This window comes from Citrobacter sp. wls714 (genome assembly GCF_005281025.1).
GTDB classification, from domain to species: Bacteria; Pseudomonadota; Gammaproteobacteria; order Enterobacterales; family Enterobacteriaceae; genus Citrobacter; species Citrobacter werkmanii.
In genome coordinates this window covers 18,544-42,957 of record NZ_SZWZ01000093.1, presented here as the reverse complement: position 1 = coordinate 42,957, position 24,414 = coordinate 18,544, and the positions used below count along the sequence as shown (strand labels likewise).

Sequence of the window (24,414 nt, the reverse complement as noted above, 5' to 3'; positions counted from 1 at the left end):
AGGCGATCCCATGCAAGATCGCCTAAAGTCAGCGCTACACTACCACTACATTCCTTTGCGAAGAACAATTACCAGGTTTTACCAATGTTAAACTGGAACTGTTCCGCTTTGTCTCCATCGTACTTCTTGAACGGCTGGGCGTAGGAGAAAACCAACGGCCCCAATGGGGACATCCATTGTAAAGCGATACCTGCTGACATACGGATATTGCTCGGATCGCTATAGTCCGGTACATCCGACGGCGCAGATGACGGATCCCAGTTTGTATCCCAAACGGTACCCATATCCCAGAAGAAGGAGGTACGAACCGAGTTGGCATACTTGTCGCTGATGAACGGCGTTGGGGTAATAAATTCCAGGCTGGCTACAGCCATGGCGTTACCACCTACCGCATCATCAGATTTACAGCCAGCTTCCTTGGTACAGTCTTCGTAATCATTATTATCGTCCCAGCTAGTGTGGGCGCCATTTTTATAAACCGCTTTCGGGCCGATAGTATTCGACTGGAAACCACGCACGGTACTGGAACCACCAGCATAGAAGTTCTCGTAGAACGGCATCTCTTTGCTACCGATGCCATCACCATAACCCCACTTGGTACGGCCCAGGACAACCCATTTGTGATCGTCATCAATCGGCACGTAGGTCGCGGTATCCATCGACAATTTGTAGTATTCGTTATCAGAACCCGGAATGGTCACTTTACCATTCAGGTTGACGCGCGTACCGTCTGTCGGGAAGTAGCCACGGTCAAGCTTGTTATATGTCCAACCGTAGTTAAAGGTGAAGTCATCAGCGGCAAAACTGCTGGTATCAGCAGGTTGTCCCATCGACTCAAGATAACGATCCATCGCAATCTGCGGCTGCATGTTGGACAGTTTGTTATGTACATAACCCAGACCAGCACGCAGCGTATTGTATTCGTTAACCGGGAAGCCGAGCGTTACGTCAGTACCATAACTTTTGTTGGTATAGTCGGACAGATCTGCATCATCCGCTTCAAAGTCGTTATAGAAGACGCGGCCGCCAAGGCTCACACCGTCAACGGTGAAGTACGGGTTGGTGACAGATAGCTCAGTATAGGTCTGGTAGTCGTTTTTGGTGCCGTTAATACCGACGGAATAACCGGTACCTAACCAGTTATCCTGCTGAACGCCAGCCTGGAAGCTCACGCCGCTCTCGGTACCGTAACCGACGCCGAAGTTAAAGCTACCGGTGTTACGCTCTTTCACCTTATAGACCACATCAACCTGATCCGGACGGCCCGGAACACGCTGAGTATCAGTATCGACGGTTTCAAAGTAACCCAGACGGTTCAGACGTTCTTTACCCTGGTCGACCAGATCGCTGCCCAACCATGCGCCTTCCATCTGACGCATTTCGCGACGCAAAACGGAATCTTTAGACGTGTCGTTACCTTCAAAGCGAATCTTACGCACATAGAAACGGTTACCCGCATCCACATTTACGCGTAATTTAACGGTTTTGTCGGCATCGTTGATTTCAGGCTGCGACTGAACGCGCGGATAGGCATAGCCATAGCGCCCCAGAAGCTTCTTGATATCATCTTCCATTTTGGTCACTTTGGTGCCGTTATAGAGTTCGCCTGGCTCGATTTTGGTCAGGCTCTCAATTTCGGCGGAGTGTCCGGCCAGGTTACCGCTCACCTCGACTCCAGAAAGCTTGTACTGATCGCCTTCAGTGATGTTAACGGTGATGTAGATACCTTTTTTATCCGGCGTCAGGCTGACCTGGGTAGAATCGATATTGAAACGAGCATAACCGCGATCCAGATAGTAGCTGCGCAGGGTTTCAAGATCGCCCGCGAGTTTCTGTTTCTGGTATTTACGATCGCCCACCACGTTCCACCACGGCACTTCATCACGCAGTTGGAAGTGAGAGATAAGTTCGTCAGTCGAGAAAGCATGGTTGCCGACGATATTGATCTGTTGGATCTTCGCCGAAACACCTTCCTGGAAGACCAGTTTGAGGTCAACGCGGTTACGCGGCAACGGCGTTACCACCGCTTTCACACTGGCGCTGTACTTACCGACGCTATAGTAGAAATCTTCCAGGCCTTTTTCGATATCGGCAAGCGTGGTGCGATCCAGAGACTCGCCAACACGTACGCCAGACGCCTCGAGGTTTTGCTTCAGCATGTCGTCTTTCACCGATTTGTTACCGGAGAAAGTGATGCTGGCAATCGTCGGACGTTCTTTTACCTGAACCAGAAGGGTATCACCATCGCGCAGGACGCGGACATCCTCAAAGTTACCGGTGGCGAACAGAGCACGAATGGTATTACTGATGTCTTCATCATTAACCGTGTCGCCTGTGCGCACCGGCATACTGAGGAGAGCCGCACCAACGGCGACTCGCTGTAGGCCTTCGAAATGAATGTCCTTCACTACGAACCCTTCAGCACCGTATACGGTGGCGCTGCTAAACAGCAGCGACGCTATGAGCAACTTTTTCATCGCCATCGTTATTATGCGTTCTTCCTAACACTCTCTTACAACCGAGAGAAATCATTGAAAAGTGCAAGCCCCATTAACAACACCAGCAAGATAGAGCCAATGCGATAACTAAAGTCTTGAACCCGCTCGGATACCGGACCGCCCTTCAGCTTTTCAATCGCCAGGAACAGCAGATGCCCCCCGTCAAGAACGGGCAACGGAAACAGGTTAATTATCCCTAAGTTCACGCTGATAAGCGCAAGGAACATCAGGTAATAAATCACCCCGAACTCCGCTGACATCCCAGCCCCCTGGGCGATAGAAATCGGCCCACTGAGGTTGTTCAGTTTTACATCACCGGTAATCAATTTTCCCAGCATACTGACCGTCAGCTTCATCAACTGCCACGTTTTATCCGAGGCTTCGAGGATGGCGCTGAAGGGCCCATACTGGCGTACAGTCTTATACTCATCAGGCAGAGGAATAATTTTAGGCACCACGCCCGCAAAACCTTCTGCCTTCCCGTTAACCTGTTTTGAATCTGGGGTTAACGTTAAAGACAAGGAACTTCCTTGTCTTTCAATATCTAGCGCTAACGGCTCATCCGGATTATCGCGCACCAGCGTCACGAACGTCATCCATTGCGTCAGCGGCTGACCATTGACTTTAACGATCCTGTCGCCAGCTTGCAAACCCGCCTTACTTGCAGCCGAGTTAACCTGCACTTCTGACAGCACTGGTTCAATCTGTGGACCGCGTGGGCGAATCCCTAAACTGGAGACGGGATCCTGTTTGTCTGGCTCAAATGCCCAATGGCGTAAATCCAGCGTTTTGTCCTGCCGCTGGTCACTGCCAAACTGCGCCACGCTGAGCGTCGTATGCTCATCGCCAATTTTGGCAACCAACTGCAGTCTCACGGCATCCCAATCAGGGGTTTCGATACCATCAACCGCTTTTAGTTCCGTACCTGGTTGAATTTGCGCCTGCGCAGCAATCGAGTTGGGCGTTATTTCACCAACAACCGGACGAACGCCAGGGACACCGATGATAAACACCAGCCAGTAAGCGAAAATAGCAAAAAGGAAGTTTGCAATCGGACCTGCGGCAATAATGGCTGCGCGTTGCCCAACCGTTTTATTGTTGAAAGCGTAATGGCGCTGCTCCGGTACCACCGGTTCAGCGCGCTCATCCAGCATTTTGACGTAACCGCCGAGGGGGATTAGAGCGATGACGTATTCTGTACCCAATTTATCGGTACGACGCCAAAGCGCTTTTCCAAAGCCAATGGAAAAGCGCTCAACGCGGACTCCGCAGCGCCGTGCAACCCAGAAATGACCAAATTCATGCACGGTGATAAGCACACCGAGTGCGACGATGAATGCAGCCAGATTCCAGAGAATACTCAGCATAAGACCATCCGTTAGAGCGTCCTGAATACCAGTAACAACAGGCAAGCAAAGACCGGTACCGCAGCCGTCAGGCTATCAATACGATCCAGAATACCGCCGTGTCCTGGAATTAAGTGACCACTGTCCTTAATACCTGCTTCACGCTTAAACATACTCTCAGTCAGGTCACCCAGCACGGAGGCCAGGGCTGCAACGATGGAGCAAATAAGCAAGGTGACAGGCGCAACTTCAAGATTCGCCCACATGCCATAACCCCATGAGATCACGGCCGCAGTAGCGAGTCCGCCAATAAAACCCTGCCAGGTTTTACCAGGAGAAACCTTCGGCGCCAGTTTGTGTTTGCCAAACAGCTTACCAAACATATACGCGCCAGAGTCCGCTCCCCAGACGAGGATCATGACATACAGCAGCCATAGCGCGCCACTATAATGATTCTCATCATAGTGCCATGCCCGTAGCGCCAGCATTCCCCAAAAGAAAGGAACAATGGTTAGTACGCCGAAAATTATGCGTAATGTTTTGGAATTACGCCAGACCGACGCCGAACCTGGGTAAAACAGTACCAGTAACAGCGCGACGATCCACCAGCCCAGCGACGCCCATAGCGATACTTCAACCAGCGGCTGATGAATATTGCGATGGTATTCTGGCAGTAAAAATAGCATTAGCGCCAGCAATAGCCCGCACAAAACCGCCAGCCAGACTCGCTGTGTACGCGTGGTAAAACCGCTTAACTGTCCCCATTCCCAGGCGGCCAGCATACAGACGACCAGCGTAACAATGGCGAACCCCACCGGCGGCAGCAAAAACAGCGCCGCGATGACAACGGGTATTAAAACAAAAGCAGAAATCAGGCGATACTTCAGCAAAAGCGACCCCCATCAAGCTTTTTCATCACCGGGCTCGGTGCCGCCGAAACGACGCTCACGATTAGCAAAGGCATGCAGCGCACCTTCAAAGTCTTGTTCATCGAAATCGGGCCAGAGAACATCCGTAAAGTAAAGTTCGGCATAGGCAATTTGCCATAACAGAAAATTACTAATTCGATGCTCTCCCCCAGTCCTTATCACTAAATCCACAGGGGCCAGTTCATGCATACAAATTTGCTGCCCAAGCATCTCTTCATCGATTTGCTCTGGACGCAGCAGACCTTCCTGCACCTGTTGTGCCAGTTGCCTGACTCCCTGGACAATATCCCACCGTCCACCGTAATTCGCTGCAATATTCAGCGTCAACCCGGTATTCTGGGCGGTAAGCGCTTCTGATTTGCGAATCCGTTCTTGCAAACGTGAGTTAAATCGACTGATATCCCCGATAATACGCAGACGTACGTTATGGCGATGCAGGTTTTTCACTTCGCTATCAAGCGCCCACACAAACAGTTCCATTAACGCGCTCACTTCCTGCGCAGGTCGGTTCCAGTTCTCACTGCTAAAGGCATACAGCGTTAACGCATCAATACCGTTATTGGCAGCAAAAGAGACAGCCCGGCGGACGGATTTTGCTCCGGCCTTATGCCCAAAGGCGCGAATCTTCCCTTGCTTTTTCGCCCAGCGGCCATTGCCATCCATGATGATTGCTACATGGCGGCAACCATGTGCTGGCAAATTTTCGCTTAATGGTTTAGTTGCAGACAACATAACGCGTTTTTAGTCCCTGAAAGGATTTACGGTACTCAGGAATACTGAAGCCCTCACACAAAAAAGCCGTGTCAAACCACGGCTTACCCGACCGACAAAAAGCAACTACCCGCGATCGAGTGGCGCAGACTATATCACTGAAGCCCAACGCTAACAAATAGCACGATCTTCCGTAGAGGGATTATCATCAGCTTGAGAGTCGCATCACTGCTTTTCTGGCAACTTCCCGCGCGATGGCATCAACCTTCAGTACGTCATCAACGCTCTGCGGCTCCTGCAAATCCATCTTATCCAGTACGGATAAATTAAGATCGGCAATATCGGTAAATCGAATCTGCTGCGCCAGAAATGCGGCAACGGTAATTTCATTCGCGGCGTTCAGGGCGGTCGTCGCCGCCTGCCCTTGCTCAAACGCGTCCATCGCCAGTTTCAGGCACGGATAGCGCTGGTAGTCAGGTGCGGAAAACGTCAACGCACTGAGTTGGCAAAAGTTGACAGGCTTAACGCCAGACTTCACACGTTCCGGCCATGCCATCGTATGGGCAATAGGTGTACGCATGTCAGGTTCCCCTAACTGCGCCAGAACGCTGCCATCCTGATAACGAACCATCGAATGAATAACCGACTGCGGATGAATCAGCACTTCCATCTGGCTTGCGCTGGCATTAAATAACCAACGCGCTTCAATGTATTCCAGACCTTTATTCATCATGGTGGCTGAATCGACAGAAATTTTTCGTCCCATCGACCAATTCGGATGACGACATGCCTGATCGGGGGTCATAGCAACCAGATCGCGCAATGGCGTTTCACGGAAAGGGCCACCAGACCCGGTAAGCAGCACGGACACGACGCCGTTTTGCTCAAGGTCAGCGTATCCCAGATTGAGTTGGATCGGTTGCGGTAAACTCTGAAAAATCGCGTTATGCTCGCTATCAACCGGCAATAGCTGCGCTTTGTGGCGTTTCACGTCGTCCATAAACAGACGTCCGCAGGTTACCAGAGACTCTTTGTTCGCCAGCAAAATGCTTTTGCCCGCGCGGATCGCCGAAAGCGTCGGCAGCAAGCCCGCTGCGCCGACAATCGCCGCCATAACCTGATCAACATCATCCAGCGCGGCCATATCACAGGCAGCCTGCTGTCCACTCATAACTTCAGTGCGGCTACCCTGCTCCAGCAGAGCCGATTTTAGCAATGCCGCGCTTTTTTCATCGTCCATTACCGCATAGCGAGGAGAAAATTCCAGGCATTGCTCCACCATACGGGCAACATTCTTACCCGCAACCAACGCAGCAACACGAAATTTTTCCGGGTTATGGCGTACTACATCCAGCGTACTGCAACCAATGGAACCGGTTGATCCCAGGATGGTTAATTGCTTCATGAGACATCCAGAAAAATAGGGTATAGGCAGAAAAAGCAAAACGCCGCCATCCAGCCCTTGCAGGCCTTCTAAGCGGCGTTTTTAGCGTACAGATGAATCAGAACTGCATCAGTTCCGTTTCTTTCTCTGCCAGCGCCGCATCAACTTTCTTGATCGCTGCGTCAGTCAGTTTCTGTACTTCGTCCTGAGAACGGCGATCGTCATCTTCGCTGATCTCTTTATCTTTCAACAGCGCTTTCACTTTGTCGTTTGCATCGCGGCGTACGTTACGTACCGCAACACGCGCGCCTTCCGCTTCGCCACGCACGATCTTGGTCAGATCTTTACGACGTTCTTCGGTCAGCGGAGGCAGCGGAACGCGGATGTCGGAACCCGCTGAACTTGGATTCAGACCAAGGTCGGAAGCCATAATTGCTTTTTCAACGGCAGGTCCCATGGAGCGGTCAAACACGTTGATTTTCAGGGTACGGGAATCTTCAACCGTTACGCTTGCCAGTTGGCGCAGCGGAGTCGGCGTGCCGTAATATTCCACGACAATACCATCCAGCAGGCTAGGAGAAGCACGGCCCGTACGAATTTTGCTGATTTGATTTTTGAACGCTTCGACGCATTTGTCCATGCGTACTTCAGCATCTTTTCTGATATCGTTGATCACGTTACGAATCCTTGAAAGCTCGTTTCAGTCAGACCATACCCACCACGCAAGGTGTGACAAGTATAGTCTTGATTAATTTTGAGGGACGTATCCCGCGACATTAAAGCGGAATATTACCTGCATTTAGCCGCAACGGGAATTATTCCGTGATTAACGTGCCTTCTTTTTCACCCATAACAACACGGCGCAGCGCACCCGGTTTGTTCATGTTAAAGACACGAATCGGCAATTTGTGGTCACGAGCCAGCGTGAACGCTGCCAGATCCATCACTTTCAGCTCTTTATCCAGTACTTCAGTGTAGGTCAACTGTTCGTACATGGTCGCCGTAGGATCTTTAGCCGGGTCGGCAGTAAATACGCCGTCCACTTTGGTGGCTTTCAGTACTACATCCGCTTCAATTTCAATACCGCGCAGACAGGCTGCTGAATCGGTAGTGAAGAACGGATTGCCGGTACCTGCAGACAAAATAACAACGCGGTTGTTACGCAGCAGGCTGATAGCTTCCGCCCAGCTGTAGTTATCACACACGCCGTTCAGAGGAATGGCGGACATCAAGCGAGCGTTCACATAGGCGCGGTGAAGCGCATCGCGCATCGCCAGACCGTTCATTACGGTGGCTAACATGCCCATGTGGTCGCCCACAACGCGGTTCATCCCTGCTTTCGCCAGACCAGCGCCACGGAACAGGTTACCGCCACCAATCACTACGCCAACCTGAATACCCAGCTCAACCAGCTCTTTGATTTCCTGAGCCATACGGTCAAGTATGCTTGCATCAATACCGAAGCCTTCTGAACCTTGCAGAGCTTCGCCACTTAACTTAAGCAGAATACGTTTGTAGACGGGTTTTGCATTGGTAGCCATGTTTCTTTCCTGAGACTGTCAACGAATGAGATGAGTTAATTCCGGCGACATTGTATGTCGCTTTTCAGCATGACCACTATAGCGGTTCGCTGAATTTACAAGCCAGACACAAAAAGAAGCCGCCCTCAGGCGGCTCCATTAAAAATTAAGACTGCTTGGACATCGCAGCAACTTCTGCTGCAAAGTCAGTCTCAACTTTCTCGATGCCTTCACCCACTTCGAAGCGGATGAAACCAGTTACGTCAGCATTGTGCTCTTTCAGCAGCTGACCAACAGATTTGCTCGGTTCCATAACGAAAGGCTGGCCAGTCAGAGAAACTTCGCCGGTGAATTTCTTCATGCGGCCTTCAACCATTTTCTCTGCGATTTCTTTCGGCTTGCCAGACTGCATGGCGATGTCCAGCTGAACCTGGTATTCTTTCTCTACCACTTCAGCAGAAACGTCTTCCGGCTTAACGAATTCTGGTTTGCTTGCAGCAACGTGCATTGCCAGCTGTTTAACCAGTTCTTCGTCAGCGCCAGTTGCAGCAACCAGAACACCGATACGCGCACCGTGCTGGTAGTTACCCAGAACTTCGCCTTCCAGGGAAGCCACGCGACGAATGTTGATGTTCTCACCGATTTTAGCAACCAACGCAACACGTTCTTCTTCGAACTGTGCTTTCAGAACTTCAACGTCAGTGATTTTGCCAGCAACGGCAGCGTCCAGTACTTTGTCAGCAAATGCCTGGAAACCAGCATCTTTAGCAACGAAGTCAGTCTGGCAGTTAACTTCCAGAATGAAAGCGATGTTGCCGTCGATTTTGGTTTTGATTACGCCGTCAGCAGCAACGTTGCCTGCTTTTTTCGCCGCTTTGATTGCGCCGGACTTACGCATGTTTTCGATTGCCAGCTCGATGTCGCCATTAGCTTCAGTCAGTGCTTTTTTGCAATCCATCATGCCTGCGCCAGTACGCTCACGCAGCTCTTTTACCAGGAATGCGGTAATTTCAGCCATTCTAAAATCCTCGGAAGATTTGATCTGCCCGGCATGAAACCGCACAGATTTAAAAGTGAAAAAGGGGGCCATATACAGGCCCCCTAACCAAACGTGATACTACCTGGTCTATAAGGGCTCTAACGAGCGTGCCTTATTATTCAGCTTCTACGAAGCTTTCTTCCGCCTGGGAAGCCAGATCCTGAGAACGGCCTTCACGAACGGTAGTAGCTACAGCGCCCAGGTACAGGGTCACAGCACGGATTGCGTCGTCGTTACCCGGGATAACGAAGTCAACACCGTCCGGATCAGAGTTGGTATCAACGATAGCAAATACCGGGATACCCAGGTTGTTTGCTTCTTTGATAGCAATGTGCTCGTGGTCAGCATCGATTACGAACAGAGCGTCCGGCAGACCGCCCATGTCTTTGATACCGCCCAGGCTGTTTTCCAGTTTCTCAAGCTCACGAGTACGCATCAGCGCTTCTTTCTTGGTCAGCTTTTCGAAAGTACCGTCCTGAGACTGAGTTTCCAGATCTTTCAGACGTTTGATGGACTGACGAACGGTTTTCCAGTTAGTCAGCATACCGCCCAGCCAGCGATGGTTCACGAAGAACTGGTCGCAGCTGTTAGCAGCTTCTTTCACCGCTTCGCTTGCAGCGCGTTTAGTACCAACGAAAAGGATTTTACCTTTACGAGCAGAGATCTTGTTCAGTTCAGCCAGAGCTTCGTTGAACATCGGTACAGTTTTCTCAAGGTTGATGATGTGAACTTTGTTACGCGCACCGAAGATGAACGGCTTCATTTTCGGGTTCCAGTAACGGGTCTGGTGACCAAAGTGAACACCAGCCTTGAGCATGTCGCGCATGGAAACAGTTGCCATGATTAAAACCTCTATATATAAAAGTTGGGGTTAAGCCTCCACGCATCCCATATTACCGACCCCAAAGGGCACCCCGGAATATGTGCCGATACGTGTGTGTTGTTACACAAAGTGAGATTTGTCGCTCCCGTCCATCGTGTGTAGTCTTCGAATGGATCGGAAGTCCGGCGCGCTTTATACCACAAATACGCCACCGACACCAATAATTGTTGGCACTCAGTGCTGAATTGAACGATGAATTTCGTGTTACAGGCAGACGGCAAATTTTTGAATCCCCGGGAGCTTACGGCCAGTAAGTGACCGGGGTGAAAAAATGTAGCCAACGCACCTGTGGCACGAAAGGCGAAGTTCAGAATGATTCTCAATTTGGCAGGGTACACCCCTGACTGATACCATTGTCAGCACTTACACAATTATTGCCGAAAATAATCGGCACTGATGGACAGAATTCATGGCTATCTCAATCAAGACCCCTGAAGAAATCGAAAAAATGCGCGTCGCTGGCCGTCTGGCGGCGGAAGTACTGGAGATGATCGAACCGTTCATTAAACCGGGCGTCAGCACCGGCGAACTGGATCGCATCTGTAATGACTACATCGTTAATGAGCAGCAGGCCATTTCCGCGTGCCTGGGCTACCACGGTTACCCTAAATCCGTGTGTATCTCGATTAACGAAGTGGTGTGCCACGGGATCCCGGACGACGCGAAGCACCTGAAAGATGGTGATATCGTTAACATCGACGTGACCGTGATTAAAGACGAATTCCACGGCGATACCTCTAAAATGTTTATCGTCGGCAAGCCCACCATTCTGGGCGAACGTCTGTGCCGTGTAACGCAGGAAAGCCTGTATCTGGCGCTGCGGATGGTTAAACCGGGCATTCGCCTGCGCACGTTGGGTGCAGCGATTCAGAAATACGCGGAAGGTGAAGGCTTCTCTGTAGTACGTGAATACTGCGGTCACGGTATCGGTCGCGGCTTCCACGAGGAGCCTCAGGTTCTGCACTACGATGCGGACGACGGCGGCGTGGTACTGCAGCCGGGCATGACCTTCACCGTAGAACCGATGCTGAATGCCGGTGATTACCGCATCCGCACCATGAAAGACGGCTGGACGGTGAAAACCAAAGACCGCAGCTTGTCTGCTCAGTACGAGCATACTATTGTGGTGACAGAAAACGGCTGTGAGATCCTGACGTTACGCAAGGATGACACCATCCCGGCGATCATCACACACGACGAATAATGTTTTGCCTGATGGCGATGCCTCCGCATCTTATCAGGCCTACAAATTGTACTACTTCGTAGGCCGGATAAGGCGTTCACGCCATCATCCGGCTTTTTAATGGGTGGCGCATAATGAATACTCTTCCTGAACAGCACGCAAATACAGCCCTCCCCACCCTGCCTGGCCAACCGCAAAACCCCGGAACCTGGCCACAGAATGATCTCAACTGCGCCGGCATTAAAGCGCATATCGACACGTTCCAGCGCTGGTTAGGCGAAGCGTTTGACAGCGGAATTTCCGCTGAACAGCTCATTGAGGCCCGTACCGAATTTATTGACCAGTTGCTACAACGCCTGTGGATTGAAGCCGGTTTTGGCCAAATTGCCGACCTGGCGCTGGTTGCCGTTGGGGGTTACGGGCGCGGCGAACTGCACCCGCTTTCCGACATTGACCTGTTGATCCTCAGCCGTAAAAAGCTCCCTGACGCGCAGGCCGAAAAAGTCGGTGAGCTGTTAACGCTGTTGTGGGACGTGAGGCTGGAAGTGGGCCACAGCGTGCGTACGCTGGAAGAGTGTCTGCTGGAAGGTTTATCAGATTTAACCGTCGCCACTAATCTGATAGAAACACGCCTGCTGATTGGCGACGTGGCGCTGTTTCTTGAGCTACAAAAGCATATTTTTAGCGAAGGTTTCTGGCCGTCCGATAAGTTTTACGCCGCCAAAGTGGAAGAGCAAAACCAACGCCACCAGCGTTATCACGGCACCAGCTACAATCTGGAACCCGATATCAAAAGCAGCCCCGGCGGCCTGCGCGACATCCACACTCTACAATGGGTCGCCCGCCGCCATTTTGGCGCAACCTCACTGGATGAGATGGTTGGTTTCGGCTTTTTGACGCTGGCGGAGCGTGCCGAGCTGAATGAATGCTTGCATATCCTGTGGCGCATACGCTTTGCTCTGCACCTGATCGTGAGTCGTTACGATAACCGACTGCTGTTTGATCGTCAGCTCAGCGTAGCCCAACGGCTAAACTACGGCGGCGAGGGCAATGAGCCTATCGAGCGGATGATGAAAGACTACTTCCGCGTCACACGACGGGTCAGCGAACTGAACCACATGCTGTTGCAGCTGTTCGACGAGGCGATCCTCGCTATGCCCGCCGACGAAAAGCCGCGTCCGATTGATGACGACTTTCAACTGCGCGGCTCCTTGATTGATCTGCGCAGCGATGACCTGTTTATCCGCAAACCCGAAGCGATATTGCGGATGTTTTACATCATGGTGCGTAACAGCGCAATCAGCGGGATTTACTCCACCACGCTGCGCCATCTGCGCCATGCCCGCCGTCATTTAACGCAGCCGTTATGCTATATCCCGGAAGCGCGCTCGCTGTTTCTCAGCATGTTACGCCATCCGGGCGCGGTGAGCCGCGGTCTGCTGCCGATGCATCGCCACAGCGTATTGTGGGCCTATATGCCGCAATGGTCGCATATAGTCGGCCAAATGCAGTTTGACCTGTTTCATGCCTATACGGTGGATGAACACACCATTCGCGTAATGCTCAAGCTGGAAAGTTTTGCCAATGAAGATACCCGCCAGCGCCATCCGCTGTGTGTGGATCTGTGGCCGCGCCTGCGGCAGCCGGAGCTAATTCTGATTGCCGCTTTGTTCCATGATATCGCCAAAGGCCGCGGTGGCGATCATTCGGTTCTCGGTGCTCAGGACGTACTCAAATTCGCCGAGCTGCACGGCCTGAACTCCCGCGAAACACAGCTGATCGTGTGGCTGGTGCGCCAGCATTTACTGATGTCAGTCACCGCTCAACGTCGCGATATTCAGGATCCCGAAGTGATTAAGCAATTCGCCGAAGAAGTGCAAACGGAACACCGCCTGCGCTTTTTGGTGTGCCTGACCGTCGCGGATATTTGCGCCACCAACGAAACGCTGTGGAATAGCTGGAAGCAAAGCCTGCTGCGCGAGCTGTACTTTGCCACGGAAAAACAGCTACGGCGTGGGATGCAAAACACGCCGGATATGCGCGAGCGCGTGCGTCACCATCAGCTTCAGGCGTTGGCGTTATTGCGGATGGATAACATTGATGAAGAAGCGCTGCACCATATCTGGTCACGCTGTCGGGCGAACTATTTCGTGCGCCACAGTCCAAATCAACTGGCCTGGCATGCGCGTCATCTCTTACAACATGACCTCAAAGAGCCGCTCATTCTGCTTAGCCCGCAGGCAACGCGTGGAGGAACGGAAATCTTTATCTGGAGTCCGGATCGCCCGTATCTGTTTGCCGCCGTTTGCGCCGAACTGGACCGGCGTAATCTGAGCGTCCACGATGCGCAGATTTTCACCACCCGTGATGGGATGGCGATGGATACGTTCATTGTGCTGGAGCCGGACGGCAGCCCGCTGTCGTCAGACCGACACGAAGCGATCCGTTTTGGGCTGGAACAGGCGATCACTCAGCGTAGCTGGCAGCCGCCGCAACCGCGTCGCCAGCCGGCAAAATTACGTCATTTCACCGTCGATACCGAAGTGACTTTTCTACCAACTCATACCGATCGAAAATCATTCCTCGAGCTTATCGCTCTCGACCAGCCAGGACTGCTGGCGCGGGTCGGGCAGATTTTTGCCGATCTGGGAATTTCGCTGCATGGCGCCCGAATTACAACTATTGGCGAGCGAGTAGAAGATTTATTCATAATCGCCACCGCCGACCGGCGCGCCCTTAATAATGAGCTGCAGCAGGAAGTGCATCAACGGTTGACAGAGGCCCTCAATCCAAACGATAAAGGGTGATGTTTTTATTTATTATGGAAAGAGTTTAACAATGCAGCAGTTACAGAACGTTATTGAATCCGCTTTCGAGCGCCGTGCCGACATTACTCCGGCAAATGTGGATACCGTAACCCGCGAAGCGGTGAATCAGGTTATTTCTTTACTGGATTCCGGTGCTCTGCGCGTCGCAGAAAAGATTGAGGGTCAGTGGGTCACGCATCAGTGGCTGAAAAAAGCGGTCCTGCTCTCTTTTCGTATTAACGATAATCAGGTTATCGATGGTGCGGAAAGCCGTTACTTCGATAAAGTGCCGATGAAATTCGCCGACTATGACGAAGCGCGCTTCCAGAAGGAAGGTTTCCGCGTGGTTCCGCCTGCGGCCGTGCGTCAGGGCGCGTTTATCGCCCGTAACACCGTGCTGATGCCATCTTACGTAAACATCGGCGCTTATGTTGATGAAGGTACGATGGTTGATACCTGGGCGACTGTCGGGTCCTGTGCGCAAATCGGTAAAAACGTACACCTGTCCGGCGGCGTTGGCATTGGCGGCGTACTGGAGCCGTTACAGGCTAACCCGACCATCATTGAAGATAACTGCTTCATCGGTGCGCGTTCTGAAGTAGTAGAAGGCGTGATCGTCGAAGAAGGCTCCGTTATCTCCATGGGCGTATACATCGGTCAGAGCACCCGTATTTATGATCGCGAAACTGGCGAAGTGCATTATGGCCGCGTTCCGGCGGGCTCCGTTGTCGTTTCCGGCAACCTGCCGTCGAAAGATGGCAAATACAGCCTGTACTGCGCGGTGATAGTGAAAAAGGTTGATGCCAAAACGCGTGGCAAAGTGGGAATCAACGAACTGTTACGCACCATCGACTAACAGCAATTTGAAAAAGCGGGCTTAGCCCGCTTTTTTTACATCTGCGAGTGGCGTAAACAAGGCTTTTCGTTAATTATTCAATGGTTATAGTGAGCTTAAGGGTACCGCTATGTATGACAATCTGAAAAGTCTGGGCATTACTAATCCTGAAGAGATCGATCGTTACAGCCTGCGGCAAGAAGCCAACAACGATATCCTGAAAATCTATTTCCAGAAGGATAAAGGCGAGTTTTTTGCCAAGAGCGTGAAGTTCAAATATCCCCGCCAGCGTAAAACGGTTGTCGCCGATGGCGTCGGCCAGGGTTATAAAGAAGTGCAGGAGATCAGCCCCAACCTGCGCTATGTGATCGATGAACTGGATCAGATCTGCCAGCGCGATCGCAGCGAAGTCGATCTTAAACGTAAGATCCTCGATGATTTACGTCATCTGGAAAGCGTCGTGACCAACAAGATCAGCGAAATTGAAGCCGATCTGGAAAAACTGACGCGTAAATAACCGCGAGTGGATGTATTCGTAGGCCGGGTAAGGCGAAGCCGCCACCCGGCATTTTGCCTGATAAGCATAGCGCCATCAGGCAATCAATGCTGCTCATCTAACTGCAACGCCACATACAGCAGCAGCCTGTCGTCAAAATTCCCCAAATCCAGCCCGGTCAGTTCTGAAATACGATTCAGGCGATATTCCAGCGTATTACGATGAATAAACAATGCCTTTGAGGTCGCCAGCGGCTGAACGTTATGCCGAAACCATGCCGCCAATGTCCGACGCAGCAAGCCGTTGTTATCCATTGCTTTTAACCGTACCAACGGACGTGCCAGCTCATTGGCCTGCCAGCCGCCGCGCAGGCTGTCCAGCAGTACCGGCAGCATCAGATCCTGATAGAAATAGCTTCGGCTTTCCGGCATCCGCTGCTTACCGACCATCATGGTGGTACGCGCCGTACGATACGAACGGGCAATGCTGCCAGGCCCGGTAAAATAGTTGCCGAGCGAGACGCGAAAACGCAGCTGTCCGTTCTCTTTCATCCGGGTAATAAGCTGTTCAACGCGCTTGCGATGATCTTCGGCATCCCAGCGGCCAAACTGATTGAGCGCGGGTTTCAGCACCACCATCTCAGTCAGGGAAACAATCGCAATCAGATTATTACGCTCTGGCGTGGTCAACGCATTCTGTAATTGCTGTAGCTCAGCCATCGCGCTGTCAACGCCAAGCTGACCGCTGTCGACTTCAACTACCGCTGCCACGCGCGGCTGGTTCAAATCGATGCCTAAACGCTGCGCCCATTCCATTAGCGCCGGGGTATTTTCTTCCGCCTGAATCAGGTTCATCACCAGCTCTTCGCGCAGACGGCTGTCCTGGGCTAAAAGATGCATCAGACGAGACTGTTCCAGCATCATTTCGGCGGTCATACACACCAATTCACCGTATTTACGCAGATGTTCCGGTTCGCCGGTAAGACCGATAACGCCAACGATTTCGCCTTCAAGACGCAGCGGCAGGTTGATCCCCTGTCGCACACCGTGTAAATGCCGTGCGACCGCATCGTCAATATCGACCACCCGCCCCTGAGAAAGCACCAGCAGCGCGCCTTCGTGCAATTCACCAATTCGTTCGCGATCGCCGCTGCCGATTATCCGCCCACGGGCATCCATTACGTTGATATTGGTATCAATGATGCGCATGGTACGCGACACGATATCCTGCGCCATTTTGGTATCAAGATGCCAGCCAGCCATAAACCCTCCTGTGAGCAGAGCTCAAGCATAAGGAAGATAACAAACGACAACATTGTGCAAATGCACAAAGCGCAAGAGAGAAGTATGGAGTTGTGGGAGGTATCACAAAAAGAAACCCCTTCCTGTGCAGGAAGGGGTTGAGGGAGATTACTGCATCAACAGATAGATGGAGCTGTCGCCACGCTGAATGTTCAGCGCCAGTACAGCGGGTTTGCTGTCGAGAATTTTGCGCAGTTCGGCGATATTTTTCACCGGTTGCTGGTTAGCTCCGATAATCACATCCCCTTTCTTCAGGCCAATCTGTGCCGCCGGAGAATTCGGTTTCACGTCGCTTACCACGACCCCTTTGTCCTGGCCCTTGTTGCTCATATCAGCACCTTCAATGCCTTTGAAGATAGAGCTGGAATCAACCTGGGTCTGGCTGCTCTGCTGCAGTTCCAGATTCACAGTAACAGGCTTACCGTCGCGCAGCAGGCCAAGGTTAATTTTGCTGCCTACCGGCATAGTTCCCACCTGCGCACGCAGGGCGGCAAAGCTGCTGATAGGTTTACCGTTCAGGGAGGTAATCACATCCCCGGCTTTAATACCCGCTTTCGCTGCGGAAGAGTTCGGCATGACCTGGCTGACGAATGCGCCACGCTGGGCGTCAACTTTCATCGCTTTCGCCAGCTCAGAGCTCAGCTCGGTACCCATAATGCCCAGCTCGCCACGTTTAACCTGGCCGAACTCAACCATCTGCGAGGTCAGGTTTTTCACCATGTTGCTTGGGATTGCAAAACCGATCCCGATATTACCGCCGTCCGGTGCGAGGATCGCGGTATTAATCCCGATCAGCTCACCGTTCAGGTTGACCAGGGCGCCACCGGAGTTACCCCGGTTGATCGCAGCATCGGTCTGGATAAAGTTCTCGTAGTTTTCCGCATTCAGGCCGCTACGGCCCAGCGCAGAAACGATACCGGAGGTAACGGTCTCGCCGAGGCCAAACGGGTTACCAATTGCTACGGTGTAATCACCCACGCGCAGCGCGTCGGAATCCGCCAGCTTAATAGCCGTCAGGTTTTTCGGATCCTGAATCTGGATCAGCGCGATATCGGAGCGCGGATCTTTACCCACGATCTTCGCGTCAAATTTACGTCCATCGCTCAGTTGAACTTTAATCACCGTGGCGTTATCCACCACGTGGTTGTTGGTCACAACATACCCTTTCGCGGCATCAATAATTACGCCGGAGCCCAGCGCCATAAATTTTTGCTGCTGGCCACCGCCGTTGTCAGCGCCCGGTGCGCCGCCCTGGCAGAACGGGGAACTCTGGAACGGAGAACCGTCCTGGCAGAATGGGGAATTATCACCGAAGAACTGCTGGAAATTACGCGGCATGCGCGGCGTATTCACCGTCGTGCTCCCCTCGACGTTAATACTCACCACCGATGGCATCACTTTTTCAAGCATCGGGGCCAGGCTTGGCATCTGTTGGGCAGTCGTTGCTGAAGACGCCGTTTCAGCCGCTGTTGCAGACAAGGGGGACAACGCCAAACCTAAACTCAGAGCCAGTGCACTCATTGCTAATGTGGTTTTTTTCATGTGTTTCGTTCTCGATTAACAGGTAACGCAAAATTGCTGTATACGTCAGAGTCGTTTTATAGCGCTAAGTTCCAGATTTAAGTTTAAGGAAAAAGTAAAATTTTATTGTCGGTCTTTACAAATGATTATTTATTGTTCTACTGCCATCAACCGGCGATATTCATCCCAGGCGTATAAATCTGTCATCCCGCTGATATAATCCTGAATCAAACGACAGCGATAATAATATTCCAGAACAGAAAACTCAGCGCAGCCAACCGATATTTTACTGACCGCCTCAACATAAGCAAGGCGATGGCGAGTGGACAGCTTCTGAAATAACCGGGACTCGATAGGAAAACGTTTTACTCTTTCATTTTCGACCAGTTCAGTAAAATCTGACTGAGTCATTTTTAATAACGGTTGATAGATTTCCAGCAGCCCGCTGATCACCCGATAGCCCTGTAACTCCAGTTGCTCAACGTCTGGGTGACTAAACACATGTTTTATCGCCACATTTTTATAGACCCCCAGCAACTGGCTGAAGCTACTGGCATCTTCTAACAGCGCGTGATTAAAACATCCCTCAAAAATCTGCGGCAAGTTATCGATAAATCGCTGAGCAGCGTACGGCACCAGTTTATTCAATGTATTAACGCGTAAATACATAAAGAACTGATCTTCGGTACTCCGGCTTAATGTATTTGAACGTGATTTCTCCCAGGCGTTCTCTACCACCAGACTGAACAGGGAACCTTTTTCGTGGTGTCCCCACGCCTCATGCAGATGGTGATAAAGTTGCTCGACGCTAAAGATTCTTTTCTCAACGGCATCTTCCAGATCGGCCACGCAATAAGAGATATCATCGGCAGCTTCCATAATCCAGGTTAATGGAAAGCGACTGTAAGGCGCTAATGATAATTCTTTACGTAACCTCTCAATATACAGTTCTTCAGAAAGATAATAGCCTGGTTTCTTCATTAAATAGTTGTGTGTTGCGGGCGCATTACCACGCCACCACGCCGGACGGGTATATTTCAAAATACCGCCAACCTGCGCCCAGGTAAGATTCATGCGCATCAGGGTATGTACCAGACGAATCCCTTGCGCATTACCTTCAAAATGACACAAATCTTGTCGCACCTTACGGCGAATATCATTCAGCGACTCTTCGCCTTCGCGCAAACGTAATGCCGCCACCAGACAGCGGTCATCGCTGAGTGGCTGACTTTCCGCATCTGCGGGATACAGTCGCTGGCGGAACCAGTCATTAATTGCCGCTTCACCAAAGTGACCAAACGGCGGATTGCCAATGTCGTGCATCAGGCAGGACATTTCGACAATACTTTCAAACGGTCCCGTCAGTTCATCCAGGCCATACTGCTCCAGCAACTTTTGCTCTTTTAGTCGGCTGAGGATCTCTTTCGCGATATAGCGGCCAACCTGCTGAACTTCCATTGAGTGCGTTAAACGCGTGCGCACCGCCGCATTACGTTCCAGCGGAAAGACCTGGGTCTTTTGTTGCAGTCGGCGAATTGCCGGAGAATTGATAATACGTCCACGATCGCTTTCGAAAATACGCAGGATCTCATGCTCAGTCTTCACGCCCTGCGGCGAACGGTAACGACGATGCCAGTTTATTTTTTTTCGGAAATCGATCTGTGCCATGTCCTCTCCCGCCTGAGAAATGCGCTACCCCTTAAGCGCATGATAGACTATGCCCTCAAATCTGGCTTATCGCGAGTAAATCTATGAAAATCGGCATCATTGGTGCAATGGAAGAAGAAGTTACGCTACTGCGTGACAAAATCGAAAACCGTCAGACCATCGCTCTCGGCGGTTGTGAAATTTACACCGGCCAACTGAACGGTACTGAGGTTGCGCTACTGAAATCAGGCATCGGTAAAGTCGCTGCTGCACTGGGCGCTACGTTGCTGCTTGAACGCTGCAAGCCGGACGCCATCATTAATACCGGTTCAGCGGGCGGCCTGGCCTCTACGCTGAAAGTCGGCGATATCGTGGTTTCTGATGAAGCGCGCTATCACGATGCCGACGTCACGGCATTTGGCTATGAATTTGGTCAGCTACCGGGTTGCCCGGCGGGTTTCAAAGCCGATCCTGCGCTGATTGCTGCAGCAGAAACCTGCATTGCTGAACTGAATCTGAATGCCGTCCGTGGGCTTATCGTCAGCGGAGATGCCTTCATTAATGGCTCTGTCGGCCTGGCTAAAATTAAGCATAACTTCCCGCAGGCGATTGCCGTTGAGATGGAAGCAACCGCGATTGCGCATGTTTGCCACAATTTTAACGTGCCGTTCGTCGTGGTTCGCGCCATCTCTGACGTCGCCGATCAGCAGTCCCATCTCAGCTTTGACGAGTTCCTGGTGGTCGCCGCGAAGCAGTCAAGCCTGATGGTTGAAACGCTGGTACAGAAACTGGCGCATGGCTAAATTACTCTCCAGGGCGCTGGTCGCCCTGCTTTTCACTCTCCCGGCGTTCCTTTACGCCGCACCGCGTGTTGTTACGCTTTCTCCCGCCAATACTGAACTCGCCTTTGCCGCCGGCATTACCCCCGTTGGCGTCAGTAGCTACTCAAATTACCCGCCCGAGGCCAAAAATATTGAAGAGGTCTCAACCTGGCAAGGCATGAATCTGGAGCGCATTGTGGCGCTGAAACCGGATTTGGTCGTCGCCTGGCGCGGGGGAAATGCTGAGCGGCAGGTAAATCAACTGACCGCGCTGGGTGTTAAGGTTATCTGGGTGGATGCTGTTACCATTGAGCAGGTCGCCGATGCGCTACGCCAGTTGGCGCCATGGAGCCCCAGACCAGAGCAGGCCAAACAGGCAGCAAAAACGTTGCTTGATGAATATGCTTTACTAAAATCTCAGTATGCCAACAAACCGAAAAAACGCGTGTTTCTGCAGTTTGGGGCGAATCCTCTGTTTACCAGTGGAAAAGGCTCCATTCAGCATGAGGTTCTTGAGGTATGCGGTGGAGAAAACATCTTTGCCGGCAGTCGGGTTCCATGGCCGCAGGTTAGCCGTGAACAGGTCCTGGCAAGAGCGCCGCAGGCTATCGTTGCCACCGGTGGTTCGGGCGAAACGCTGAAAATTGAGCAATACTGGGGAAACCAGCTAAAAATACCCATTATTACACTTAATAGTGACTGGTTCGAACGCGCGAGCCCGCGTATTATCCTCGCCGCAAAACAACTCTGCAATGCGCTTTCACAGGTAAATTAGCGCCTGCCCCCACCAGGTTTGTTGTGAGGATTTAAACATGCTCGTCTATTGGCTGGATATTGTCGGTACCGCGGTATTTGCTATCTCTGGCGTATTGCTTGCCGGTAAACTGCGTATGGATCCCTTCGGCGTTCTGGTCTTAGGCGTGGTAACAGCCGTCGGTGGCGGGACGATCCGCGATATGGCGCTGGATAACGGACCGGTTTTTTGGGTTAAGGATCCTACCGATCTGGTGGTGGCGATGATCACCAGCATGCTGACGATCCTGCTGGTGCGTCAGCCCCGACGGTTGCCGAAGTGGATCCTGCCGGTGCTGGATGCCGTTGGTCTGGCGGTATTCGTGGGCATTGGCGTCAACAAAGCTTTTATAGCCGGAACAGGGCCTCTGGTGGCGATTTGTATGGGAGTGATCACCGGCGTTGGCGGTGGGATCATTCGTGACGTATTAGCCCGTGAAGTACCGATGATTTTGCGCACCGAAATCTACGCGACAGCCTGTATTATCGGCGGGATCGTACATGCGACCGCGTTTTATACCTTTGATGTTTCACTGGAAAACGCCAGTATGATGGGGATGATTGTCACCCTGCTGATTCGGCTGGCCGCCATTCGCTGGCATTTGAAATTGCCAACGTTTGCGCTGGATGATAACGGGCGTTGATATTGTTTTGCCCGATGGCGCTACGCTTATCGGGCCGGGACATCTTTCCTGTAGGCCGGATAACACGCTCGCGTCGCCATCCGGCATAACGAACAGCAATCAGATGCTGAAAGAAGAACCACACCCGCAGGTGCTTTTAGCATTCGGGTTAGTCACAACGAAGCGGGAACCTTCCAGACCTTCGGTATAGTCAACCGAACCACCCACCAGATATTGCAGGCTCATCGGATCAACCACCAGACCAACACCTTGTTTCTCAATGGTCATGTCACCATCGTTCACCTGATCATCAAAGGTAAAACCATACTGAAAACCACTGCAACCACCGCCGGTGATATACACGCGTAATTTCAGGTTCGGGTTATCTTCGTCAGCGATCAGGCTTTTTACTTTATTGGCTGCTGCTTCAGTAAATTGCAGTGGCAGCGCTACGTCATCACTCATATTTTGCTCCAAACGACATTGGCAATTGGGCAAATTATAACCCAATGGTTAAAGCCATTATCTAATACCCTGGTATTTCGTTCAAGTATTCTCGCCAGCGGCGGTACCCTGGCTTTTTGCCGCCTGCTCCGCTTCCTGTTTTGCCAGCGTGCGGGCAAGGATAGTCGAGTATAGCGGCTTTCCGCCCATAAATTGGGCTAATAGTGTTGCGCCAAGACAGGTAATAATCATTGGCAAAATGAGCTGATAGTTATCGGTCATCTCCAGCACCAGCACAATACCGGTGAGCGGCGCCCTTACCGACGCCGCCAACAAAGCCCCCATTCCGGCGATGGCGAAGGTCCCGGCCTCGAGGTGATAATGCGGAAAGGAGGCCGCTGCGGCCATACCGAACGCGGTACCAAGCAGCGTGCCCAACGCCAGCATCGGGGCAAAAATCCCACCAGGCGCACCGGACGAGAAGCACAGCAGCGTGGTAATAACCCGGGTAATAAAGATAAACAGCAGCAGACCGACGCTAAAATTGCCTGCCGCAGCAATCGGGATCAGGTTAAACCCGCCACCTGCCGCTTCAGGTTTAATTAATCCAAGGATCCCGCACAGGCCGCCAATCGCACCGCCCATGAGCACCCATTTTTTAATCTCGCCACCATGGAAACGCTGGAACATGTCCTGGGTACGCAACACCATGGTATTAAACAATGGTCCGACGCAGCCAAAAATAATCCCCAGCACCAGATACAGCCACAGCGTATTCACCGGCGCATTGGAGAGCTTGCCAACTTCAATAATCGGGGCTTCACCGTTGAAAACGCGAAACACAATGCTCGACATGATGACGCCGGTAAACACGGCTTTGATCGACACGAGGTTATAGCGAAACTGTGGACGCATCTCTTCAATAATGAACAGGATCCCCGCCAGAGGAGCATTAAACGCCGCCGACAAGCCCGCTGCGGCACCGGTAGCCAGCAGGGTATGCCGCGCTTCGGCGCTGCGCATACGGAAAATATCCAGCACCATGCGTCCAATGTTGCCGCCAATCTGCACGGTCGGCCCTTCTCGCCCGAGCACCATCCCAGCGCCCAGTGTGCCCATACCGCCGATAAATTTCACCGGCAGAACGCGCCACCAGCGCACGGGTCGTAACTCTTCCAAAGCGCCTTCAATCTCTGGGATCCCCGAACCGCCCGCTTCCGGTGCAAATTTACGCACCAGAAAATAGCCGACCATCGCCAGCAATGCAGAGAGGATAAACGCCAGCGGCCACAGCAGAATGGCATGGTCCGCAACCTGAGCCAGCGCGCCTATGCGCTGATTCTGCACCCAGGTCACCGCTTTCTCAAAGGCTACGCCCACAAGTCCCGTCACGGTACCCACTACCGCGGCCATTAAGAGGATCGCCAACGGCGTTTTATCTCGTTCCAGGAGTCGACGGATTTGATCCCTGCGGCGTAAACGCACAATTTGCTGTGCTTCAAAAGAGGGAGTGTCTGTCTTCATCAGATGATCATTAATTGGTAATACAAATACGGAATCGGCATTCTACTCGCACATTTCACGAAAATCCCCTGCAAATCGCATTGTTTCAATTGCGTAAAACTTTCATAACC

At 52.0% G+C, this 24,414-nt stretch carries 21 protein-coding genes and 1 pseudogene; 7 read left to right on the top strand and 15 right to left on the bottom strand.

What is annotated here, in order from left to right; genetic code table 11:
- Window positions 1–68: 68 nt before the first annotated feature.
- From bamA to rpsB, 9 genes are all read right to left on the bottom strand, one after another.
- Window positions 69–2,483: an outer membrane protein assembly factor BamA gene (gene bamA, locus FDX11_RS20035; RefSeq protein ID WP_042312173.1), complete on the bottom strand. Its 2,415-nt coding sequence runs from the start codon at window positions 2,481–2,483 to the stop codon at window positions 69–71.
- 29 nt (window positions 2,484–2,512) lie between these two features.
- Window positions 2,513–3,865, bottom strand: a complete 1,353-nt coding sequence (gene rseP, locus FDX11_RS20030) for a sigma E protease regulator RseP (protein ID WP_042312175.1) — start codon at window positions 3,863–3,865, stop codon at window positions 2,513–2,515.
- Between the two features lie 11 nt (window positions 3,866–3,876).
- The gene (gene cdsA / locus FDX11_RS20025) at window positions 3,877–4,734 is read right to left on the bottom strand and encodes a phosphatidate cytidylyltransferase (protein ID WP_038637406.1); all 858 of its coding nucleotides are present in this window, start codon (window positions 4,732–4,734) and stop codon (window positions 3,877–3,879) included.
- Between the two features lie 12 nt (window positions 4,735–4,746).
- On the bottom strand, window positions 4,747–5,505 hold the full coding sequence (ispU, locus tag FDX11_RS20020) for a (2E,6E)-farnesyl-diphosphate-specific ditrans,polycis-undecaprenyl-diphosphate synthase (protein WP_032940405.1): 759 nt from the start codon (window positions 5,503–5,505) through the stop codon (window positions 4,747–4,749).
- A gap of 187 nt (window positions 5,506–5,692) precedes the next feature.
- Window positions 5,693–6,889 carry a 1-deoxy-D-xylulose-5-phosphate reductoisomerase gene (ispC, locus tag FDX11_RS20015; RefSeq protein ID WP_042312180.1) on the bottom strand — a complete coding sequence of 399 codons (1,197 nt, stop codon included), beginning with the start codon at window positions 6,887–6,889 and terminating at the stop codon, window positions 5,693–5,695.
- Window positions 6,890–6,986: 97 nt separating this feature from the next.
- Window positions 6,987–7,544, bottom strand: coding sequence for a ribosome recycling factor (gene frr / locus FDX11_RS20010; RefSeq protein ID WP_006686783.1), 558 nt, complete (start codon window positions 7,542–7,544; stop codon window positions 6,987–6,989).
- A 139-nt stretch (window positions 7,545–7,683) separates the two neighbouring features.
- A complete protein-coding gene (gene pyrH / locus FDX11_RS20005; RefSeq protein WP_003018549.1) occupies window positions 7,684–8,409 on the bottom strand; it encodes a UMP kinase in 726 nt (241 codons plus the stop codon).
- Window positions 8,410–8,554: 145 nt separating this feature from the next.
- Window positions 8,555–9,406, bottom strand: a complete 852-nt coding sequence (gene tsf / locus FDX11_RS20000) for a translation elongation factor Ts (RefSeq protein WP_137398433.1) — start codon at window positions 9,404–9,406, stop codon at window positions 8,555–8,557.
- 136 nt (window positions 9,407–9,542) lie between these two features.
- Window positions 9,543–10,268 carry a 30S ribosomal protein S2 gene (gene rpsB / locus FDX11_RS19995; protein ID WP_003018553.1) on the bottom strand — a complete coding sequence of 242 codons (726 nt, stop codon included), beginning with the start codon at window positions 10,266–10,268 and terminating at the stop codon, window positions 9,543–9,545.
- A gap of 451 nt (window positions 10,269–10,719) precedes the next feature.
- Here rpsB and map point away from each other — a divergent pair, with 451 nt between their 5' ends.
- The 4 genes from map to FDX11_RS19975 all read left to right on the top strand — a co-directional run bounded on the left by map (window position 10,720) and on the right by FDX11_RS19975 (window position 15,652).
- The gene (gene map, locus FDX11_RS19990; protein ID WP_038637400.1) at window positions 10,720–11,514 is read left to right on the top strand and encodes a type I methionyl aminopeptidase; all 795 of its coding nucleotides are present in this window, start codon (window positions 10,720–10,722) and stop codon (window positions 11,512–11,514) included.
- A gap of 113 nt (window positions 11,515–11,627) precedes the next feature.
- Window positions 11,628–14,300 (top strand): bifunctional uridylyltransferase/uridylyl-removing protein GlnD, encoded by a 2,673-nt coding sequence (gene glnD, locus FDX11_RS19985; protein WP_042312181.1) that lies wholly within the window; start codon window positions 11,628–11,630, stop codon window positions 14,298–14,300.
- 31 nt (window positions 14,301–14,331) lie between these two features.
- Window positions 14,332–15,156: a 2,3,4,5-tetrahydropyridine-2,6-dicarboxylate N-succinyltransferase gene (gene dapD / locus FDX11_RS19980; protein WP_006686779.1), complete on the top strand. Its 825-nt coding sequence runs from the start codon at window positions 14,332–14,334 to the stop codon at window positions 15,154–15,156.
- Between the two features lie 109 nt (window positions 15,157–15,265).
- On the top strand, window positions 15,266–15,652 hold the full coding sequence (locus FDX11_RS19975) for a DUF3461 family protein (RefSeq protein ID WP_003018562.1): 387 nt from the start codon (window positions 15,266–15,268) through the stop codon (window positions 15,650–15,652).
- Between the two features lie 83 nt (window positions 15,653–15,735).
- On the opposite strand, the gene cdaR is transcribed toward FDX11_RS19975, so the two are convergent.
- From cdaR to dgt, 3 genes are all read right to left on the bottom strand, one after another.
- Entirely contained in the window at window positions 15,736–16,893 is a 1,158-nt protein-coding gene (gene cdaR, locus FDX11_RS19970) for a DNA-binding transcriptional regulator CdaR (RefSeq protein WP_137398432.1), read from the bottom strand.
- A 147-nt stretch (window positions 16,894–17,040) separates the two neighbouring features.
- Window positions 17,041–18,474 carry a serine endoprotease DegP gene (gene degP / locus FDX11_RS19965; protein WP_005132129.1) on the bottom strand — a complete coding sequence of 478 codons (1,434 nt, stop codon included), beginning with the start codon at window positions 18,472–18,474 and terminating at the stop codon, window positions 17,041–17,043.
- Window positions 18,475–18,603: 129 nt separating this feature from the next.
- A complete protein-coding gene (dgt, locus tag FDX11_RS19960) occupies window positions 18,604–20,121 on the bottom strand; it encodes a dGTPase (RefSeq protein WP_042312189.1) in 1,518 nt (505 codons plus the stop codon).
- Window positions 20,122–20,204: 83 nt separating this feature from the next.
- Here dgt and mtnN point away from each other — a divergent pair, with 83 nt between their 5' ends.
- From mtnN to FDX11_RS19945, 3 genes are read left to right on the top strand one after another with little or no spacing between them, the layout of a single operon-like run.
- Window positions 20,205–20,903: a 5'-methylthioadenosine/S-adenosylhomocysteine nucleosidase gene (gene mtnN / locus FDX11_RS19955; protein ID WP_137398431.1), complete on the top strand. Its 699-nt coding sequence runs from the start codon at window positions 20,205–20,207 to the stop codon at window positions 20,901–20,903.
- Complete coding sequence (gene btuF, locus FDX11_RS19950; RefSeq protein ID WP_042312193.1) at window positions 20,896–21,696, top strand: vitamin B12 ABC transporter substrate-binding protein BtuF; 801 nt, start codon at window positions 20,896–20,898, stop codon at window positions 21,694–21,696. Before mtnN ends, btuF begins: the two co-directional genes overlap by 8 nt.
- A 37-nt stretch (window positions 21,697–21,733) precedes the next feature.
- Window positions 21,734–22,357 (top strand): TRIC cation channel family protein, encoded by a 624-nt coding sequence (locus FDX11_RS19945; protein ID WP_038637378.1) that lies wholly within the window; start codon window positions 21,734–21,736, stop codon window positions 22,355–22,357.
- A 99-nt stretch (window positions 22,358–22,456) separates the two neighbouring features.
- On the opposite strand, the gene erpA is transcribed toward FDX11_RS19945, so the two are convergent.
- From erpA to clcA, 3 genes and pseudogenes are all read right to left on the bottom strand, one after another.
- A complete protein-coding gene (gene erpA / locus FDX11_RS19940) occupies window positions 22,457–22,801 on the bottom strand; it encodes an iron-sulfur cluster insertion protein ErpA (protein ID WP_006686771.1) in 345 nt (114 codons plus the stop codon).
- A pseudogene (gene yadW / locus FDX11_RS25285) lies at window positions 22,794–22,859 on the bottom strand (small protein YadW). Before yadW ends, erpA begins: the two are co-directional and overlap by 8 nt.
- 23 nt (window positions 22,860–22,882) lie before the next feature.
- Complete coding sequence (gene clcA, locus FDX11_RS19935) at window positions 22,883–24,304, bottom strand: H(+)/Cl(-) exchange transporter ClcA (RefSeq protein ID WP_042312194.1); 1,422 nt, start codon at window positions 24,302–24,304, stop codon at window positions 22,883–22,885.
- Between the last annotated feature and the right edge of the window lie 110 nt (window positions 24,305–24,414).

Bases quoted from the DNA above. Each gene is read 5' to 3' on its own strand.
- mtnN (WP_137398431.1), top strand. From the start codon at position 20,205: ATGAAAATCGGCATCATTGGTGCAATGGAAGAAGAAGTTACGCTACTG.
- ispC (WP_042312180.1), bottom strand. From the start codon at position 6,889: ATGAAGCAATTAACCATCCTGGGATCAACCGGTTCCATTGGTTGCAGT.
- FDX11_RS19945 (WP_038637378.1), top strand. From the start codon at position 21,734: ATGCTCGTCTATTGGCTGGATATTGTCGGTACCGCGGTATTTGCTATC.
- ispU (WP_032940405.1), bottom strand. From the start codon at position 5,505: ATGTTGTCTGCAACTAAACCATTAAGCGAAAATTTGCCAGCACATGGT.
- dapD (WP_006686779.1), top strand. From the start codon at position 14,332: ATGCAGCAGTTACAGAACGTTATTGAATCCGCTTTCGAGCGCCGTGCC.
- dgt (WP_042312189.1), bottom strand. From the start codon at position 20,121: ATGGCACAGATCGATTTCCGAAAAAAAATAAACTGGCATCGTCGTTAC.
- degP (WP_005132129.1), bottom strand. From the start codon at position 18,474: ATGAAAAAAACCACATTAGCAATGAGTGCACTGGCTCTGAGTTTAGGT.
- tsf (WP_137398433.1), bottom strand. From the start codon at position 9,406: ATGGCTGAAATTACCGCATTCCTGGTAAAAGAGCTGCGTGAGCGTACT.
- glnD (WP_042312181.1), top strand. From the start codon at position 11,628: ATGAATACTCTTCCTGAACAGCACGCAAATACAGCCCTCCCCACCCTG.
- bamA (WP_042312173.1), bottom strand. From the start codon at position 2,483: ATGGCGATGAAAAAGTTGCTCATAGCGTCGCTGCTGTTTAGCAGCGCC.
- rpsB (WP_003018553.1), bottom strand. From the start codon at position 10,268: ATGGCAACTGTTTCCATGCGCGACATGCTCAAGGCTGGTGTTCACTTT.
- FDX11_RS19975 (WP_003018562.1), top strand. From the start codon at position 15,266: ATGTATGACAATCTGAAAAGTCTGGGCATTACTAATCCTGAAGAGATC.
- erpA (WP_006686771.1), bottom strand. From the start codon at position 22,801: ATGAGTGATGACGTAGCGCTGCCACTGCAATTTACTGAAGCAGCAGCC.
- btuF (WP_042312193.1), top strand. From the start codon at position 20,896: ATGGCTAAATTACTCTCCAGGGCGCTGGTCGCCCTGCTTTTCACTCTC.
- cdaR (WP_137398432.1), bottom strand. From the start codon at position 16,893: ATGGCTGGCTGGCATCTTGATACCAAAATGGCGCAGGATATCGTGTCG.
- clcA (WP_042312194.1), bottom strand. From the start codon at position 24,304: ATGAAGACAGACACTCCCTCTTTTGAAGCACAGCAAATTGTGCGTTTA.
- rseP (WP_042312175.1), bottom strand. From the start codon at position 3,865: ATGCTGAGTATTCTCTGGAATCTGGCTGCATTCATCGTCGCACTCGGT.
- pyrH (WP_003018549.1), bottom strand. From the start codon at position 8,409: ATGGCTACCAATGCAAAACCCGTCTACAAACGTATTCTGCTTAAGTTA.
- map (WP_038637400.1), top strand. From the start codon at position 10,720: ATGGCTATCTCAATCAAGACCCCTGAAGAAATCGAAAAAATGCGCGTC.